The following is a 14,385-nucleotide window of genomic DNA, read 5'->3' on the forward strand; positions in this document are numbered from 1 at the left end:
TTGTTCGGGCAATGCAGCGGCGTCGACCGGTTGCCCGAAGCGCCGGTCGGTCAGAAAAAGGGCAGGGGAGTCAGGGCGCGGTGGGGGCGCCCGCTTCGAACCAGCGCTTGAGCACCGCGCGCTCGGCGTCGGTGATCTGCGTGGCGTTGTTCATCGGCATGACCTTGAGCACGACGGCCTGCTGGTACATCGCCTGGGCGTGCTGCTGGATCAGCGCGGGGGTGTGCAGCGCGACGTTCTTGCTCTGCACCTGCGCGTTGTGGCACATCGTGCAGCGCTGGTCGACCACCGCCTTGACCTCGGCGAAGGTGACCGCGGCGACCGGCTGCGCACTGACCGCGGACGGCTTCGGCGCCAGCCACACGGCCAGCACGACCAGGATCAGCGTGCCGGCGATGGCGTGGGCCCACGACACCGGCTTGCCTTGCGCGAGCTGCTTGTGGCGGGCGACGAAGCTGTGGCGGATCAGCGCGCCGGCCAGCATGAACAGCACCAGCACCAGCCAGTTGTGCGGCGCCTGGTACAGCCAGCCGTAGTGGTTGGACAGCATCGCGATCAGCACCGGCAGCGTGAAGTAGGTGTTGTGCACGCTGCGCTGCTTGGCGCGCTGGCCGTGGATGGCCTCGGGCTTCTCGCCGGCCCGCAGTTGCGCGACGACGGTGCGCTGGCCGGGGATGATCCAGAAGAACACGTTGGCGCTCATGGAGGTGGCCATCATCGCGCCGACCAGCAGGAAGGCGGCGCGCCCCGCGAAGAGCTGGCACGCCAGCCACGACGCGAACACCACGAACACGAACACGCCCGCACCGACGATCAGGTCGCCGTTCTTCTTCTGTCCGAAGGCGCGGCAGATCACGTCGTAGACGACCCAGAACGCGGCCAGGAACCCGAGCGCGGCCCCGATGGCGGCCGGGGGCGACCAGTCGAACACGCTCTTGTCGATCAGGAAGGTGCCGGCGTTGAACAGGTAGAGCGCCGTGAACAGCCCGAAGCCGGTGAGCCAGGTGGAGTAGCTCTCCCAGTAGAACCAGTGCAGGTGCTCGGGCAGCTTCTTCGGCGAGACGAGGTATTTCTGCGGGTGGTAGAACCCGCCGCCGTGCACGGCCCAGAGTTCACCGCCGACGCCCTTGTCGCGCAGGGCGGGGTCTTCGGGCGGGGTCAGGCTGTTGTCGAGAAAGACGAAGTAGAACGACGAGCCGATCCAGGCGATCGCCGTGATGACGTGGACCCAGCGCAGCAGCAGGTTGGCCCAGTCGAGCAGGTAGGCTTCCATCACATCTCCATGAGGTCGGACGGCCCGGCGCCAAGGCACCGGACCATCCCCTCACCACAGCGGGCTCTGTGAGGAGAAAACGTCGCAACCGCGCATGAAAGCGGGGCTCCGCGGCGACGTGGGCAAACTGTATACAGCTCTGTGCACCAATTGGATGCGGAGTTACCCGACACCCGACCGGCTGCACCGATCAGAAGCGGTGGCGCACGCCCAGCGCGTAGCCCAGGCCGGTGGACAGGCCGGCCACATGGTCGCGCATGGCGACGGCGTACACGTCCGTGCGCTTGCTGAGGTTGTGGTCATAGCCCAGCGACAGCGTGTCGCGCTTCGCGCCCGTGTCCGGCTTGATCTGGCCCCATTGCGCCAGCACGGCACCCGCGCCCACCGGGACCTTGGCGCCGATTTCGGTGATGCGGTACTGGTTGACGACCGTCTCGTTCTTCACCCGGCCGTACTGGCCGAACAGCTTGGCGGCACCGAAGTCATAGCTGCCGCCGAGTTGCCAGGTGCGGGTGTCGGCCACTGCGGCGGTGCCGTCCTTCTTGACGCTCTGCAGGGTCACGGTCGCAGCGACCGGACCGTCGGCGTAGCCGGCGTTCATGCCCCAGTTGCGGCCGTTGCTGCCTTCGGCGAGGGCACCGATCAGCCCGAAGCTGAAACCGCCCCAGCGCGGGCTCGTGTACAGGATGGAGTCGCTCCAGCCGGTGTCGCCCGTGACCGTGCCGCTGGTGAAGAAGTGGCGGATGCTGGGCGAGTAGCCGAAGGAGTCACCGAAGGCGTTCATCCGCAGGGTCGCGACGAACAGCGGCGTGGTGTTGCGGCCGAGGGTCACCGTGCCGGCGGCCTTGCTGGACAGACCGACGTGGGCGGTGCGGGCCCAGAACGTGTCGCCGCCGAACCGGCCGGCCTCGCCGGTATCCGCACGCAGGAAGTGCTCCATCTTGACCACGGCGGACAGGCCGCTGCCCAGGTCTTCGGTGGCGCTGAAGCCCAGGTAGCTCGTGGTCATCTTGCCGCTGTCGACGTCGCGCAACCGGGTGCCGCCGGGGGCCTTGTTCGAGCCGATGCTGAGGTCGATGAGGCCGTACAGGTTCACGGTCGACTGGGCCGAGGCGGTCGTGGTGCCACACAGCAAGGCGGCACTGGCGATCGTGGTGCGGAGCAGGAAATGGTTCATTCGGGGCTTTCTGAGAGGGTCAAGGCTGAAGACAGGGCAATCCGGTGTCCCGGCTGCCTACGCAAACACCGTGCCTGCACATGTTTCTGGTTCAGGAACCCCGGTAGGTCGAATACGCCCAGGGACTGGCCAGCAGCGGCACGTGGTAGTGCCCGGCCGCGTCGGCGATGCCGAAGTCGATCGGCACCTCGTCAAGGAAGGCCGGCTCCGGCAGCACCACGCCCCGCGCCCGGAAATACGCCGCCACCGCGAACACCAGCCGGTAGCGGCCGACGGCCATCTCCTGCGCGTTCAGCAGCGGGCCGCCGTCGTTGCGGCCGTCGTGGTTCAGCTGCAGGGTCTTGACCGTCTCGACGCGGTCGGCATGCACACGCTCCAGGCGCACGGCCATGCCGGCGGCGGGGCAGCCGTTCATCGTGTCGAGTACGTGGGTGCTGAGGTGGCCCATGCGTGTCCTTTCGAGGCAGTAGGTGAGGGTATTTGCAGTGGCGGGCAAAGTGTATACACTTTGGAATACACGTCAACCCGCTGCCGCCATGAACACTGCCATGCCCCGCTATCCCCGCGACCTGATCGGCTACGGCCGCAATCCACCGCACGCGCAGTGGCCGGGGCAGGCCCGGGTCGCCGTGCAGTTCGTGCTGAACTACGAGGAGGGCGGCGAGAACTCGGTGCTGCACGGCGACGCCGGCAGCGAGCAGTTCCTCTCCGAGATGTTCAACCCGCCCGCGTTCCCGGCGCGCCACCTGAGCATGGAGGGCATCTACGAATACGGCTCGCGCGTCGGCGTCTGGCGCATCCTGCGGGAGTTCGAGCGGCGCGGCCTGCCGCTGACGATCTTCGGCGTGTCCAGCGCGCTGCAGCGTTCGCCCGAGGTGACGGCGGCCTTCCGCGAGCTGGGCCACGAGATCGCCTGCCACGGCCTGAAGTGGATCCACTACCAGAACATCGACGAGGCCACCGAGCGCGCCCACCTGGACGAGGCGATGGCGATCATCGAGCGGCTGACCGGCGAGCGCGCGCTCGGCTGGTACACCGGCCGCGACAGCCCCAACACGCGCCGCCTCGTCGCCGACCACGGTGGCTTCGCCTACGACAGCGACTACTACGGCGACGACCTGCCGTTCTGGCTGCAGGTGAAGAAGACCGACGGCGCACTCGCCCCGCACCTTGTCGTGCCCTACACGCTGGACTGCAACGACATGCGCTTTGCGCTGCCGCAGGGCTACAGCCACGGCGACGAGTTCTTCGAGTACCTGCGCGACGCCTTCGATGTCCACTACGCGGAAGGCGACGAACGGCCCTCGATGATGAGCATCGGCATGCACTGCCGCATCCTCGGGCGACCGGGCCGGATGCTGGCGCTGCAGCGCTTCCTGGACCACGTGCAGCAGCACGACCGGGTCTGGGTGTGCCGCCGCATCGACATCGCCCGCCACTGGCAGCAGACCCACCCCTTCAACGCCGACACCGCCTTCGTGTGGGAATGACGCCATGTCCTTGACGATCGACCAACTCAACGCCGCTACCCCCGACGCCTTCGTCGCGCTGCTGGACGGCACCTACGAGCACTCGCCGTGGATCGCCGAACGCGCCGCCGCGCTGCGTCCGTTCACGAGCCTCGCGCACCTGAAACACGCCCTCGTCACCGTGGTGCGCGCGGCCGGCGAGGCGCCGCAGCTGGCGCTCATCCGCGCCCACCCGGAACTCGCGGGCAAGGCGATGGTGTCGAAGACGCTCACCGCCGAGTCCACCAACGAACAGGGCAAAGCGGGCCTCACCGACTGCACGCCCGCCGAGTTCGCGCACTTGCAGCAACTCAACGCCGACTACAACGCCAAGTTCGGCTTCCCGTTCATCCTCGCCGTGCGCGGCCCGCGCGGGCTGGGGCTGAACCGCCACCAGATCATCGCCACCTTCGAGCGCCGGCTGCACGGCACGCGCGAGTTCGAGTTCGCCGAGTGCCTGCGCAACATCCACCGCATCGCCGAGATCCGGCTGGGCGAGAAGTTTGCCGAGGTGCCGGTGCAGGGCAACCTGGTCTGGGACTGGGCCGAAGCGCTGGCCGCCCACAGCGAACCCGGTTACGCCGAGCGCGGCGAACTGACCGTCACCTACCTGACCGACGCGCACCGCGCCTGTGCACAGCAGCTGCAGGCGTGGATGACCGAGTGCGGCTTCGACGAGGTCGGCATCGATGCGGTCGGCAACGTGGTCGGCGTGTACCACGGCAGCGATCCGGCTGCACCGCGCCTGCTCACCGGCAGCCACTACGACACCGTGCGCAACGGTGGCAAGTACGACGGCCGGCTGGGCATCCTCGTGCCGATGGCCTGCGTGCGCCAGCTGCACCAGGCGGGGCGGCGGCTGCCGTTTGGGTTCGAGGTGGTCGGCTTCGCGGAAGAAGAGGGCCAGCGCTACAAGGCCACCTTCCTCGGCTCCGGTGCGCTGATCGGCCAGTTCAACCCCGCGTGGCTCGACCAGCAGGATGCGGACGGCGTCACCATGCGCGCCGCGATGCAGGCGGCCGGGCTGCCCGCGACGCTGGAGGCCATCGCTGCGCTGCGCCGCGACCCGGCGCGTTACCTCGGCTTCGTCGAGGTCCACATCGAACAGGGTCCGGTGCTCGACGACCTTGACCTGCCGCTGGGCGTGGTCACCTCGATCAACGGCAGCGCGCGCTACCTCGGCGAGTTCACGGGTGTGGCCAGCCACGCCGGCACCACGCCGATGAACCGCCGCCGCGACGCCGCCACCGCGACCGCCGAGCTGGCGCTGTACGCCGAGGCGCGCGCGTCGGCCGACGAAGGCTCGGTCGCGACCGTCGGCATGCTGGCGGTGCCGCAAGGCTCGGTCAACGTCGTCCCCGCACGCTGCCAGTTCAGCCTCGACCTGCGTGCCCCGACCAACGCGCAGCGCAACGCCCTGGTGGCCGACATCAAGCACCAGAGCGAGCGCATCGCCGAGCGGCGCCGCGTGCAGTTGCGGCTGGAGGAAACCATGGTCGCCTCGGCCGCGCCGTCCGCCGCCGCGTGGCAGGCGCGCTGGGAAGCCGCTGTGCGCGCGCAGGGCCTGCCGGTCTTCCACCTCCCCAGCGGCGCCGGCCACGACGCGATGAAGCTGCACGAGCACATGCCCCAGGCCATGCTCTTCATGCGCGGCGGCAACGCCGGCATCAGCCACAACCCGCTCGAATCCATCAGCAACGACGACACCGAGCTGTGCGTGCGCGCCTTCGCCCACCTGCTCGAACAACTCAATCAGGAGCACTCCGCATGACCCACCCCGCCGACACCGACCGCTTCGCCCAGCTCGACGCCTGGATCGACGCCCATTTCGATGACGAGGTGCGCTTCCTGCAAGCGCTGGTGCAGGTGCCCACCGACACCCCGCCCGGCAACAACGCCCCGCACGCCGAGCGCACGGCCGAGCTGCTGGCCGGCTTCGGGTTCGACGCAGAAAAGCACGCGGTCCCCGAGCAGGAAGTCCGCGACTACGGGCTGGAGTCGATCACCAACCTGATCGTGCGCCGCGCCTACGACGCCGGCGGCCCGGTCATCGCGCTGAACGCCCACGGCGACGTGGTCCCGCCCGGCGAAGGCTGGACCCACGACCCCTATGGCGGCGAGATCGTGGACGGCAAGCTCTACGGCCGCGCCTCCGCCGTGAGCAAGTGCGACTTCGCGACCTTCACGTTCGCCACCCGCGCCATCGAAGCGCTGCGGGCGCAGGGCGTGGCGCTGAAGGGCGGGGTGGAACTGCACTTCACCTACGATGAGGAATTCGGCGGCGAACTCGGCCCGGGCTGGCTGCTGAAACACGGTCTGACGAAACCGGATTACGAGATCGCGGCGGGCTTCAGCTACCAGATCGTCACGGCGCACAACGGCTGCCTGCAGATGGAGGTCACCGTCCACGGCGTGATGGCGCACGCGGCGATCCCGGAGAGCGGCGTTGATGCGCTGCAGGGGGCGGTGGCGATCCTGAACGCGCTGTACGCGGAAAACGCCCGCTACAAGGCGACGATCCGCTCCAAGGTGCCGGGCATCGACTACCCGTACATCAACGTCGGCCTGATCCAGGGCGGCACCAACACCAACGTCATCCCCGGCAAGGTGGTGCTCAAGCTCGACCGTCGCATGATCCCCGAGGAAAACTCGGCCGAGGTCGAAGCCGACATCCGCCGCGTCATCACCGAGGCCGCGGCGACCCGGCCGGGCGTGTCGGTGGACATCCGCCGCCTGCTGATGGCCCATTCGCTGCAGCCGCTGCCGGGCAACCAGCCGCTGGTGGATGCGCTGTCGAAGCATGGCGCCGCGGTCTTCGGCGAGGAAATCCCGGTGTCGGGCACGCCGCTCTACACCGACGTGCGCCTGTACTGCGAGCGCGGCATTCCGGCGGTGATCTACGGCGCCGGGCCGCGCACGGTGCGTGAGTCCAACGCCAAGCGGGCCGACGAGCATCTGGTGCTGGAAGACCTGCGCCGGGCGACCAAGGTGGTGGGGCGGACCTTGCTGGAGATGCTGGGCGGCTGATGTGATCGCCCGGACCGGTTCAGTTCACCACCACCGTGACGCTGAACTGGTCGATCGCCTGGTTCGGTGGATCCCACGGCCGGCGCAACTGCAGGCGGATGGGCTGGCTGCCCGGCGCCTGCGCGACGAAGTGCAGGAGGCGCATCCCGCTGCAGCCCATGAGGCCACCCGTCGCCGCGACATGTTCCGAGTGCTGCAGGGCCAGCACGGGTCCGCTCTCCGCGGCGATGTCCCAGTTGTAGCCGGTGCTCAGGTTTTCCTCGATCCGCAGGACGATCGCATCGCCCGTCTGGACGGTGATCGTTCGACCCTGATCGTTGCGCGTGACTACCCTGTCCGACATGGATCCTCCTTCGACGCGGGCCGGCCAGTGTCTGGCGCAGCCCGCATGTGACCGTCCCGGCCGCCACCGCCTGGGCGGTGGCACGGCTCCGTCAGTCGGAACCGCTGGAGCGCGCGATGGTGATGTGCTGATCCGGCGTGCCTCCAGCAACCGCCATCATCGCCGTCTCGCCTTCGGCCATCATGCCGACCAGTCCGCCCGCCGCGGACTGCAGTTTGCCACCCATCGAGCAGGGCACGGCCGTTACCGTCAGCGTTCCGGAATCGAAACCGATGGTGTAGCCGCTCAGCCAGATCTTCCAGTAGAACGTGTAGGTTCCGGCAGGCAGCTTGGCCGCATAGGTGCTGTGGACCGGGACATTCTGATTGGCGGCCAGGAAGGTACCCTTGCGCAGCGATGCCGTGAACATCACGCCAGCCCCTTCCGCCGAGTACAGACCGGTCGTGAAGGACTGCGGCGCTGCGCCCTTGGCGACAAATGCCGAAGAATCCGCCACGACCGAGACATGCATCTCCCGGGTCAGCGTGAAGGTCACGGACGCCACGTTGGCATTCGCGGAGAACTGCTTGCTGGTATTGCCCCAGTAGAACTCGTCGTAGGTCATCAGGCTCGGCCCGTCCTTGCACACGGGGGGCTGTGCCGCCTTGGCCTGGACCCACGTGGCGCCATAACCGACCTTGTTGCAGCCATAGGCAATCCACATGTAGCCGGATTCTCCCCAGCCGGTCCCCCAGGAGTTCTTGATCCGCCACGCCTGCTTGCTGTCGTCCCAGCCCACCAGCGTGATGGCATGGTTGATGTCGGCGCTGGAACTCTCGTTGAAGACGCCGCTCTTGTAGGCCTGGAACGCAGGTGTCACCGCGACGGCGACACCCAGCGGACCGTAGTTGCACAGGGCCCGCTTCAACTCGGCGACCGACGGGATCTGCACACCGCTGTTGACGTATGCCCAGACTGCCGCCTTGTAGGGGCGCGTGGCGCCGGTGTCGCACGCCTTCTTCACCGCGCCGTAGGGGTAGTTGGATTCTTCCGCCGATCCGGTCTTGACCAGATAGTCATAGGCCCACCAACCCCCGGCACAACTGCCAGCGCCGCTGCAATCCAGCGTGTCCTGCTCCGACGAGTTGATCAGGGCATTGTTCAGGATGGCGTAGCTGCCTTCGAACGCGCCGTGCGTGCCGAACGCCCAGCAACTGCCGCAACCGCCCTGGTCCTTGACGGGTGTGACCTTGCCCTGGTCGGCCCAGCTGAATCTGGCGGCGGTGGCCACGCAATTCCCCAGTGCGGTCTGTCCGGGTTGTTCGAGGGCCCTGGCGAGGGTATTTTGCTGTTGGGCCTTCTCCAGCCAGTCCGTGGGCGGTTTCATGCCGGTGATCTGACCGATGGCGAAGTCCATCGCTGCGGTATATCCCACCTCGAAGGACCATTGTTTCGTTGCCGCTTCACCGCGCAGTGCGGCGAGGGCAGACCGGATTTCGTCGGACGCGCCCACTTCTCTTCTGGCGTAATCGGTGGATGGTGTGATTGATGATTTGGTCATTGGTCGCTCGTTGCATGTGGTTGAAAATGTTGAACGTCTGCATCCTGATATTCATCCGGGCTGGTTGCAGCCACTGTGTCCATGGGTAATTTTCATGGGGGCTGGAAAATCCGATGCAGAAGCTCAATGTATTTCAAGCGGTCCATGGTGCGTTGAGTGAACTCAATTGACGCGATGCCCTGAAAAATGCCCGAGAAAATGGCAGGCGCACATTTACAGAGTTTCTGGAAAATCGGTCTGCCTGCAGTTCGCCGCGGATTTCCGGATCAAGGCGGCCCCACCGCTACGAACCGGCGCCAGTGCCGGACCAGCGCCGGCAGATCCTGCGCCGTGGCGGCGCACAGATAACCCCGCGCGAACGCCGTGCTGCCCGCCAGCGCCGGCTCGCGCAGCGCGAGGTCGCGCAGCAGCAGGTCCGCGACCACGGCATCGTTGAGTCCCCCGAGCACGTCCAGCAGCGCCGCGAGGCGCCGCAGGAAGCGCCGGGTGTGTCCGGACGGCCGGACAGCCTGGAAGAACTCCGTGGCATAGCGCAGTTTCTTCGCGGCGATCCGCAGCCGGTGGCGTTCCTCGGACTGGTCGGGATGCAGGCGCTCGCCGATCTCGACCAGCCGCGCGTGGCGCCGGTGCAGCATCCGTGCGGCCCGCGGGCCGATGGGCTGGCGCAGGGCCCGCTGCAGCGCGTCGTCCGGCACGGCCTGCCAGGGCGCGGCCTGCAGCCAGGCGCTCAGGTCGCGCATCAGGCGGGCGCAGCGGGCTGATTTCACTGCCGAGGCGGCCAGTTGCCGCATGCCTTGGGCGTGGACGGCCGCGGCCTCCTGCAGGGCCGCGAGCCCGTCTTCCGGCGGACAGGTGGCGGCCAGGGCGGCCAGCGTGCCGCCCGCCAGCACATCGGCGTCGCGTGCCGCACCCAGCCGGACCCGCAGCCAGCGGAGTTCGGCCAGCAGGTTCGGCGGCACGGCGATCCACCGCCCGAACAGGCGCAGCGCCAGACGCAGCCGGCGCAGGCCGACGCGCATCTGGTGGACGCTTTCCGGCGCGTCGCCGCCGCGCACGCCCGCGGCGTGGTGCAGCAACTGCGCAAAACTGTCACGGACGATGGCCGCAAACGCCTGCTCGACCGTCATCCCGGTCTGCACGGTGTGGGTCGACGCCATCTAGAACTCCGGCTCCGCGCCCATCGGGGGCAGGCCCGCGGCGCCTGGTGCCTTGGCCACCGGGGCATTGGCGATCATGCGCCGCAGCGGCTCCTCCAGCGCCCGCGCGACGATGCGCAGCACGCCGGAGTTGACGATCTGCGGGGCGCCGAAGTCGCGGTCGAGGACCACGGTCCGGCCACGCGGGCCGAGCGTGAACTTCACCGCTTCGGCCAGCAACTCCACGCTGTGCAGCATGCGGGCGCGGGCCTCGTCGCGAAACAGCAGTTCCTTGGCAGCCATGGCGGTGGATCCCGGGTCAGGTCGAGGGTGTGGCCGGCCTGGCGTCCCGCAGCGCTTGCGCGACGCGGTGTTCCAGATCGGACCCTTCGCAGGTGGTGAGGTCCAGCGGGGCGCTGGCGGTGAGCAGGTGCCGGGTCGCGTCGCCGAGGTGTTCGCGCAGGTCGCCCAGAAAGGACTTGGACGCGATCAGCGCCACGCCGGGGTAGCGGTTGGCGCGTGCAGCCTCTTCCAGATAGCCCGCCAGCTCGCGTGCAAAGGCGGCGTGTTCCTTGTCGCGCGGGTCGGTGTGGGGTGCGAACTGGGTGCTGGCCTGGCTCTTGCGCACCTGGCCGCCGCGGTCCTTGCCCCGCTCGCTGGCCTTGAGCCGGCTGGCCGGGTGCACGAAGCTGCACAGCTCCTTCAGGGCGTTGTTCTGCTGGTCGCGCACGAAGCAACGGGCCCGGGCGGCATTGGCCACCAGCACCCAGTCCAGTGGCGGGAGGGGGGGCGCAACGTGGGGTCGATCGGTCATGGAATCTCCTTCACCTGGTCTGTGAACACCAGACACCGGCAAGGCTAGGCGCGCCGGGCCCGCGCCGATTGCGTGCGCTCAATCGCCCCCGGCGTCCGGGCAGGAAGATCCACGGGAGTTCCGACTGGCCGAAGCTGAATGGAGAAACTGCCTTGAACCACGCCCTGTGTGCCGGTGACCTGTGTACCCGCTTTGTCGTGATCGCCCACCGCGATCTGCCGCTGCACGACGCCGCCCGGCTGATGCGCATCCAGCATGTCGGCTGTCTGGTGGTCGTCGACGAGACGCCGGCCGGACGCGTTCCCGCGGGATTGCTGACCGACCGCGACATCGTCACGTCGGTGGTGGCGCCGGCGATGGATGTCCGCCCGCTGCGGGTCGAGGACGTGATGCACGGCGATCCGGCCGTGGTCCGCGAGTCCGATTCGCTGCTGGACGCGCTGAACGCGATGCGCCGGGTCGGCGCGCGCCGGTTGCCGGTGGTCGACACCCGGGGCGTGCTGCAAGGCCTGCTGGCCGTCGACGACATCATCGACCTGATCGGCGAGGAGGTGGGCCTGCTGGTGCAGGTCCTGGCCAGCACGCGCCGCGAGGAGTATCGGCGGCGTCCCTGAAGTGTCCTGAGGAGTCTCTGCACCATGCCATTCTTCAAGAACCGCACCGAGGCGGGCCAGCGGCTCGCGGAACGTCTGGCGAGCGAGCGGCTGGTCGCGCCGGTGGTGGTGCTCGCCTTGCCGCGCGGTGGCGTGCCGGTGGCGGCCGAGGTCGCGCGCCGGCTGGCCGCACCGCTGGATCTGCTGCTGGTGCGCAAGATCGGTGCCCCCTGGCAGCGTGAACTGGCGGTGGCTGCGGTGGTCGATGGCGATGCGCCGGAAGTCGTGATCGACGAGGGTCTCAGCGCCTACGCCGGTGCCGACCGCGCCTATCTGGAGCGCGAGGCCGCGGCCGCCCTGGCCGAGATCGAGCGCCGCCGCCAGGTCTATCTGCAGGGCCGCCAGCCGCTGTCCCTGACCGGCGCGACGGTGGTGCTCGTCGATGACGGCATCGCGACCGGCACCACGGTCCGCGCGGCTCTGAAGGCGGTGCGCAGGCGCGGTGCCGCCCGGATCGTTCTGGCGGTGCCCGTGGCACCGCACGACATCCTGATGGCGTTGCGCAGCCAGTGCGACCGGATCATCTGTCTCGCCGAGCCGCAGCCGTTCCGGGCCGTCGGCCTGCACTACCTGGACTTCCACCAGGTGGAGGACGGGGAAGTGCAGGCGGCCCTGACTGCGGCGGCCCCTGTGTCCCGGGCGGACGCCGCGGGGTAAGCCGCACTACCTCGACAGCGCGGTCAGGGTTGTCTGCAGGCGTGTGGCGTCCGGGTTGCGGACGCTGTGCCGGACGAGGATGTCGACCGGCGTGGCCGCCTCACCGTAGTAGGCCGCGTTGAGTTGCTGGCGAACGTCCAGCACGGAGCCGTCCACCGATACCCCGGCAAAGGCGCCTTTCACCTTGGCATAGACGACGAAGTCCGCGTCCAGCCCGGCGCTTTTCTCGACGCCCTTGCTGCCCAGGGCGGCGGTGGCGTCGGAGCCGAGGGTGAGCTTGTTCGCATACAGCGATTCGAGCGCCTTCTGCGAGTGCACGACCATCACCATCTCGGCCGAGGCCGCCCCTGCCTGCAGGCCGATGCTGGCCGAGCCCATCGTGTAGAAGGCCGGCCCTGCCCACTGGCCGGTGGCCGCATCGCGGGCCATCAGCACGCCGCTGCCCCCGGAGCCGCCGAGAAAGAACCCGGCCTTCAGGATCTGCGGAAAAATCAGGACGGCCTTGGCCTGCGCCAGGGCAGCCTTCAGCGGGGCGAAGGCGGCATCCCGGGCGAGAGCCTCGATCGTCAGGCGGGACTTGGTGACCAGGCTCTCGGCATCCGCCTTGTCGGCCGCGCGGGCCGACAGGCTGGTGCCGCACGCAGCCAGGGTCATCGCCAGCAAGGCGAAGCCGAATCGGTTGCTTGCGGTGCGCATGGGGACGCTCCGGTCACTGGATCGCCAGACGCTTCGTCGAGGCTTCGGCCTTCTTGGGCAGCTTCAACTCCAGGATGCCATCCTTGTAGCTGGCGTTGGCCCTGGCTTCGTCCACGGGGCATGCCAGCGAGAACGAGCGGCTGCTGAAGCCCTGCTGGCGCTCCTGGCGCAGGATGCGGCCGTTGTCCTTCTCCTGCTTTTCCGACTGGACCTGGGCGCTGATCGTGACCATCGCGCCATCGACACGCACGTCGATGTCCTCCTTGCGGACGCCGGGGATCTCGGCCTTGACCAGATAGCTGCCGTCGAGTTCGGACACGTCGATCCGGATGCGCGGCGTCACGTTGGCCGTTTCGATGCGCCAGGGGCGCATGAAGTTGCGGAAGGTGTCATCCATCGGATCGAGCGAGAACGGATCGAAGAGGCTGAGTTCATTCATGGTGCGACTCCTTGGTGCATGAACGGCGTTGGCAGCCCGGTCCGCCGGTTGCGGCCGGTCAAGCGCCAGCGCCTTCCTGCATGTTCGGAGCGGGCGGTCCGTCCGTGATTGAGTGCACGCAAGCACGCCGCAGGTCGCCCCGGATCAAAAAAAACCCGCCAGACATGGCCGTCTGGCGGGTGCTGTCCACTGGAAACTGGTCTGACCTTCCAGCCCATGGACCGATTCAATGTAGCGGGCGGACCGGGTGGCCGATTGAGTGCTCTCAACCCGGGGCGGACGGCCCCCGCTACGGTGGTGGCGTGTCCCGCCCTGGCTGCAGGTCCGCACCACGGCGGCAGGACACCCGCAGGAGACATGCAATGAAGCATCATCAGCCACAACAGCAGCAGCATCATCCGCAGGACATGCACGGCGCGTCGCACGCCCTGATCCAGAAACCCCCGCTGGCCATCATCCCGACCAGGGCCGGGAACAGCGCAGTTCCTGATGTCGGCCGCGAAGAGCGCATTCGCCAGTCGGCTTACGCCCTGTACGAGGCCCGCGGCCGCGTCGATGGTCACGATGTGGACGACTGGCTGATCGCGGAAGCCCAGTGGGCCCACGCGCAGCCGTTGTCCGCGCCGGTGGAGGACCGGCCGACCCAGCCCAGCCATTGATTGGTGTCCGGCGGGCGCGGTGCCTGGTGGCCCGCCGGATTGGCCTTGGCCCGCAGCTTCGGACGGCGTGGCGCGGACGGGGCCGCGTTCCACAGGTCCTCCGCCATCACCACCACCGGCTGGCGGGCACCCGCCCGGACCTTGCCGACCACGATGCCGTCGAGGGTCGCGCGCTGCTCCAGATAGAAGTCGATCAGGCTGCAGGCACCGTCCGCGTGGTCATCCCGCGCCAGACAGGTGGCCCGGGACATGAAGGCCGTGATCTCTTCGCCACCCACCGAAACCCGAAAACTCAGAATGCCGTTGCGTTCTTGCAAATCTTCACTTGTTGCCATGTGGACCTCCAGCGTCGGCATAGCGTGCCCGGAAATGTGCGATCTGCATTGCTTGCACTCAATCGAGGTGTGCGGGTGTTCCCGGCGTCCCACTGCCGGAAAGAGCAGGAAAGAACAAAAAATTACAT

General features: G+C 68.2%; 17 protein-coding genes. 6 read left to right on the plus strand and 11 right to left on the minus strand.

Going from position 1 to position 14,385, the window contains the following annotated elements:
* Window positions 1–70: 70 nt before the first annotated feature.
* The 3 genes from BDD16_RS17945 to uraH form a co-directional block, all read right to left on the minus strand.
* Window positions 71–1,273, minus strand: a complete 1,203-nt coding sequence (locus BDD16_RS17945) for a urate hydroxylase PuuD (protein WP_179635194.1) — start codon at window positions 1,271–1,273, stop codon at window positions 71–73.
* A 190-nt stretch (window positions 1,274–1,463) separates the two neighbouring features.
* Window positions 1,464–2,450 carry a porin gene (locus BDD16_RS17950; protein ID WP_179635195.1) on the minus strand — a complete coding sequence of 329 codons (987 nt, stop codon included), beginning with the start codon at window positions 2,448–2,450 and terminating at the stop codon, window positions 1,464–1,466.
* Window positions 2,451–2,541: 91 nt separating this feature from the next.
* Window positions 2,542–2,898, minus strand: a complete 357-nt coding sequence (gene uraH, locus BDD16_RS17955; RefSeq protein WP_179635196.1) for a hydroxyisourate hydrolase — start codon at window positions 2,896–2,898, stop codon at window positions 2,542–2,544.
* Window positions 2,899–2,986: 88 nt separating this feature from the next.
* On the opposite strand from uraH, the gene puuE reads away from it, so the two are divergent.
* From puuE to BDD16_RS17970, 3 genes are read left to right on the plus strand one after another with little or no spacing between them, the layout of a single operon-like run.
* Window positions 2,987–3,940 carry an allantoinase PuuE gene (puuE, locus tag BDD16_RS17960; RefSeq protein WP_179635197.1) on the plus strand — a complete coding sequence of 318 codons (954 nt, stop codon included), beginning with the start codon at window positions 2,987–2,989 and terminating at the stop codon, window positions 3,938–3,940.
* A 4-nt stretch (window positions 3,941–3,944) separates the two neighbouring features.
* Complete coding sequence (gene uraD / locus BDD16_RS17965) at window positions 3,945–5,729, plus strand: 2-oxo-4-hydroxy-4-carboxy-5-ureidoimidazoline decarboxylase (RefSeq protein ID WP_179635198.1); 1,785 nt, start codon at window positions 3,945–3,947, stop codon at window positions 5,727–5,729.
* Entirely contained in the window at window positions 5,726–6,985 is a 1,260-nt protein-coding gene (locus BDD16_RS17970) for a M20 family metallopeptidase (protein ID WP_179635199.1), read from the plus strand. The genes uraD and BDD16_RS17970 overlap by 4 nt, the downstream gene beginning before the upstream one ends.
* Before the next feature lie 19 nt (window positions 6,986–7,004).
* Here BDD16_RS17970 and BDD16_RS17975 read toward each other — a convergent pair whose 3' ends face one another.
* The 5 genes from BDD16_RS17975 to BDD16_RS17995 all read right to left on the minus strand — a co-directional run bounded on the left by BDD16_RS17975 (window position 7,005) and on the right by BDD16_RS17995 (window position 10,818).
* A complete protein-coding gene (locus tag BDD16_RS17975; protein WP_179635200.1) occupies window positions 7,005–7,328 on the minus strand; it encodes a protease inhibitor I42 family protein in 324 nt (107 codons plus the stop codon).
* A gap of 91 nt (window positions 7,329–7,419) precedes the next feature.
* The gene (locus BDD16_RS17980) at window positions 7,420–8,694 is read right to left on the minus strand and encodes a C1 family peptidase (protein WP_218897860.1); all 1,275 of its coding nucleotides are present in this window, start codon (window positions 8,692–8,694) and stop codon (window positions 7,420–7,422) included.
* 440 nt (window positions 8,695–9,134) lie between these two features.
* Window positions 9,135–10,025: a CHAD domain-containing protein gene (locus tag BDD16_RS17985; protein WP_179635202.1), complete on the minus strand. Its 891-nt coding sequence runs from the start codon at window positions 10,023–10,025 to the stop codon at window positions 9,135–9,137.
* Complete coding sequence (locus BDD16_RS17990; RefSeq protein ID WP_179635203.1) at window positions 10,026–10,307, minus strand: hypothetical protein; 282 nt, start codon at window positions 10,305–10,307, stop codon at window positions 10,026–10,028. It abuts the gene before it with no gap.
* Between the two features lie 16 nt (window positions 10,308–10,323).
* On the minus strand, window positions 10,324–10,818 hold the full coding sequence (locus tag BDD16_RS17995; protein ID WP_179635204.1) for a host attachment protein: 495 nt from the start codon (window positions 10,816–10,818) through the stop codon (window positions 10,324–10,326).
* Between the two features lie 152 nt (window positions 10,819–10,970).
* On the opposite strand from BDD16_RS17995, the gene BDD16_RS18000 reads away from it, so the two are divergent.
* Window positions 10,971–11,432 (plus strand): CBS domain-containing protein, encoded by a 462-nt coding sequence (locus BDD16_RS18000; protein WP_246332597.1) that lies wholly within the window; start codon window positions 10,971–10,973, stop codon window positions 11,430–11,432.
* 24 nt (window positions 11,433–11,456) lie between these two features.
* Window positions 11,457–12,128: a phosphoribosyltransferase gene (locus BDD16_RS18005; RefSeq protein ID WP_179635205.1), complete on the plus strand. Its 672-nt coding sequence runs from the start codon at window positions 11,457–11,459 to the stop codon at window positions 12,126–12,128.
* A 6-nt stretch (window positions 12,129–12,134) separates the two neighbouring features.
* On the opposite strand, the gene BDD16_RS18010 is transcribed toward BDD16_RS18005, so the two are convergent.
* Both BDD16_RS18010 and BDD16_RS18015 read right to left on the minus strand, forming a co-directional pair.
* Window positions 12,135–12,824: a lipid-binding SYLF domain-containing protein gene (locus tag BDD16_RS18010; protein WP_179635206.1), complete on the minus strand. Its 690-nt coding sequence runs from the start codon at window positions 12,822–12,824 to the stop codon at window positions 12,135–12,137.
* 13 nt (window positions 12,825–12,837) lie between these two features.
* Entirely contained in the window at window positions 12,838–13,263 is a 426-nt protein-coding gene (locus BDD16_RS18015; RefSeq protein ID WP_179635207.1) for an Hsp20/alpha crystallin family protein, read from the minus strand.
* A gap of 407 nt (window positions 13,264–13,670) precedes the next feature.
* Here BDD16_RS18015 and BDD16_RS23425 point away from each other — a divergent pair, with 407 nt between their 5' ends.
* Complete coding sequence (locus BDD16_RS23425; protein ID WP_375139101.1) at window positions 13,671–13,922, plus strand: DUF2934 domain-containing protein; 252 nt, start codon at window positions 13,671–13,673, stop codon at window positions 13,920–13,922.
* Here the strand turns inward: BDD16_RS23425 and BDD16_RS18025 are convergent.
* Complete coding sequence (locus BDD16_RS18025) at window positions 13,823–14,173, minus strand: hypothetical protein (protein ID WP_179635209.1); 351 nt, start codon at window positions 14,171–14,173, stop codon at window positions 13,823–13,825. The two genes, BDD16_RS23425 and BDD16_RS18025, sit on opposite strands and share 100 nt — an antisense overlap.
* Window positions 14,174–14,385 lie beyond the last annotated feature (212 nt).

Origin of the sequence: Sphaerotilus montanus, from assembly GCF_013410775.1 — a bacterium.
Classification (GTDB): domain Bacteria; phylum Pseudomonadota; class Gammaproteobacteria; order Burkholderiales; family Burkholderiaceae_C; genus Sphaerotilus; species Sphaerotilus montanus.

Coding starts and splice junctions, on each gene's coding strand:
- BDD16_RS18015 (WP_179635207.1), bottom strand. CDS start 13,263: ATGAATGAACTCAGCCTCTTCGATCCGTTCTCGCTCGATCCGATGGAT.
- BDD16_RS17950 (WP_179635195.1), bottom strand. CDS start 2,450: ATGAACCATTTCCTGCTCCGCACCACGATCGCCAGTGCCGCCTTGCTG.
- BDD16_RS18025 (WP_179635209.1), bottom strand. CDS start 14,173: ATGTCCCGGGCCACCTGTCTGGCGCGGGATGACCACGCGGACGGTGCC.
- uraH (WP_179635196.1), bottom strand. CDS start 2,898: ATGGGCCACCTCAGCACCCACGTACTCGACACGATGAACGGCTGCCCC.
- BDD16_RS17945 (WP_179635194.1), bottom strand. CDS start 1,273: ATGGAAGCCTACCTGCTCGACTGGGCCAACCTGCTGCTGCGCTGGGTC.
- BDD16_RS17980 (WP_218897860.1), bottom strand. CDS start 8,694: ATGAAACCGCCCACGGACTGGCTGGAGAAGGCCCAACAGCAAAATACC.
- BDD16_RS17985 (WP_179635202.1), bottom strand. CDS start 10,025: ATGGCGTCGACCCACACCGTGCAGACCGGGATGACGGTCGAGCAGGCG.
- BDD16_RS23425 (WP_375139101.1), top strand. CDS start 13,671: ATGCACGGCGCGTCGCACGCCCTGATCCAGAAACCCCCGCTGGCCATC.
- BDD16_RS17970 (WP_179635199.1), top strand. CDS start 5,726: ATGACCCACCCCGCCGACACCGACCGCTTCGCCCAGCTCGACGCCTGG.
- puuE (WP_179635197.1), top strand. CDS start 2,987: ATGAACACTGCCATGCCCCGCTATCCCCGCGACCTGATCGGCTACGGC.
- BDD16_RS18005 (WP_179635205.1), top strand. CDS start 11,457: ATGCCATTCTTCAAGAACCGCACCGAGGCGGGCCAGCGGCTCGCGGAA.
- BDD16_RS18010 (WP_179635206.1), bottom strand. CDS start 12,824: ATGCGCACCGCAAGCAACCGATTCGGCTTCGCCTTGCTGGCGATGACC.
- uraD (WP_179635198.1), top strand. CDS start 3,945: ATGTCCTTGACGATCGACCAACTCAACGCCGCTACCCCCGACGCCTTC.
- BDD16_RS17975 (WP_179635200.1), bottom strand. CDS start 7,328: ATGTCGGACAGGGTAGTCACGCGCAACGATCAGGGTCGAACGATCACC.
- BDD16_RS17990 (WP_179635203.1), bottom strand. CDS start 10,307: ATGGCTGCCAAGGAACTGCTGTTTCGCGACGAGGCCCGCGCCCGCATG.
- BDD16_RS17995 (WP_179635204.1), bottom strand. CDS start 10,818: ATGACCGATCGACCCCACGTTGCGCCCCCCCTCCCGCCACTGGACTGG.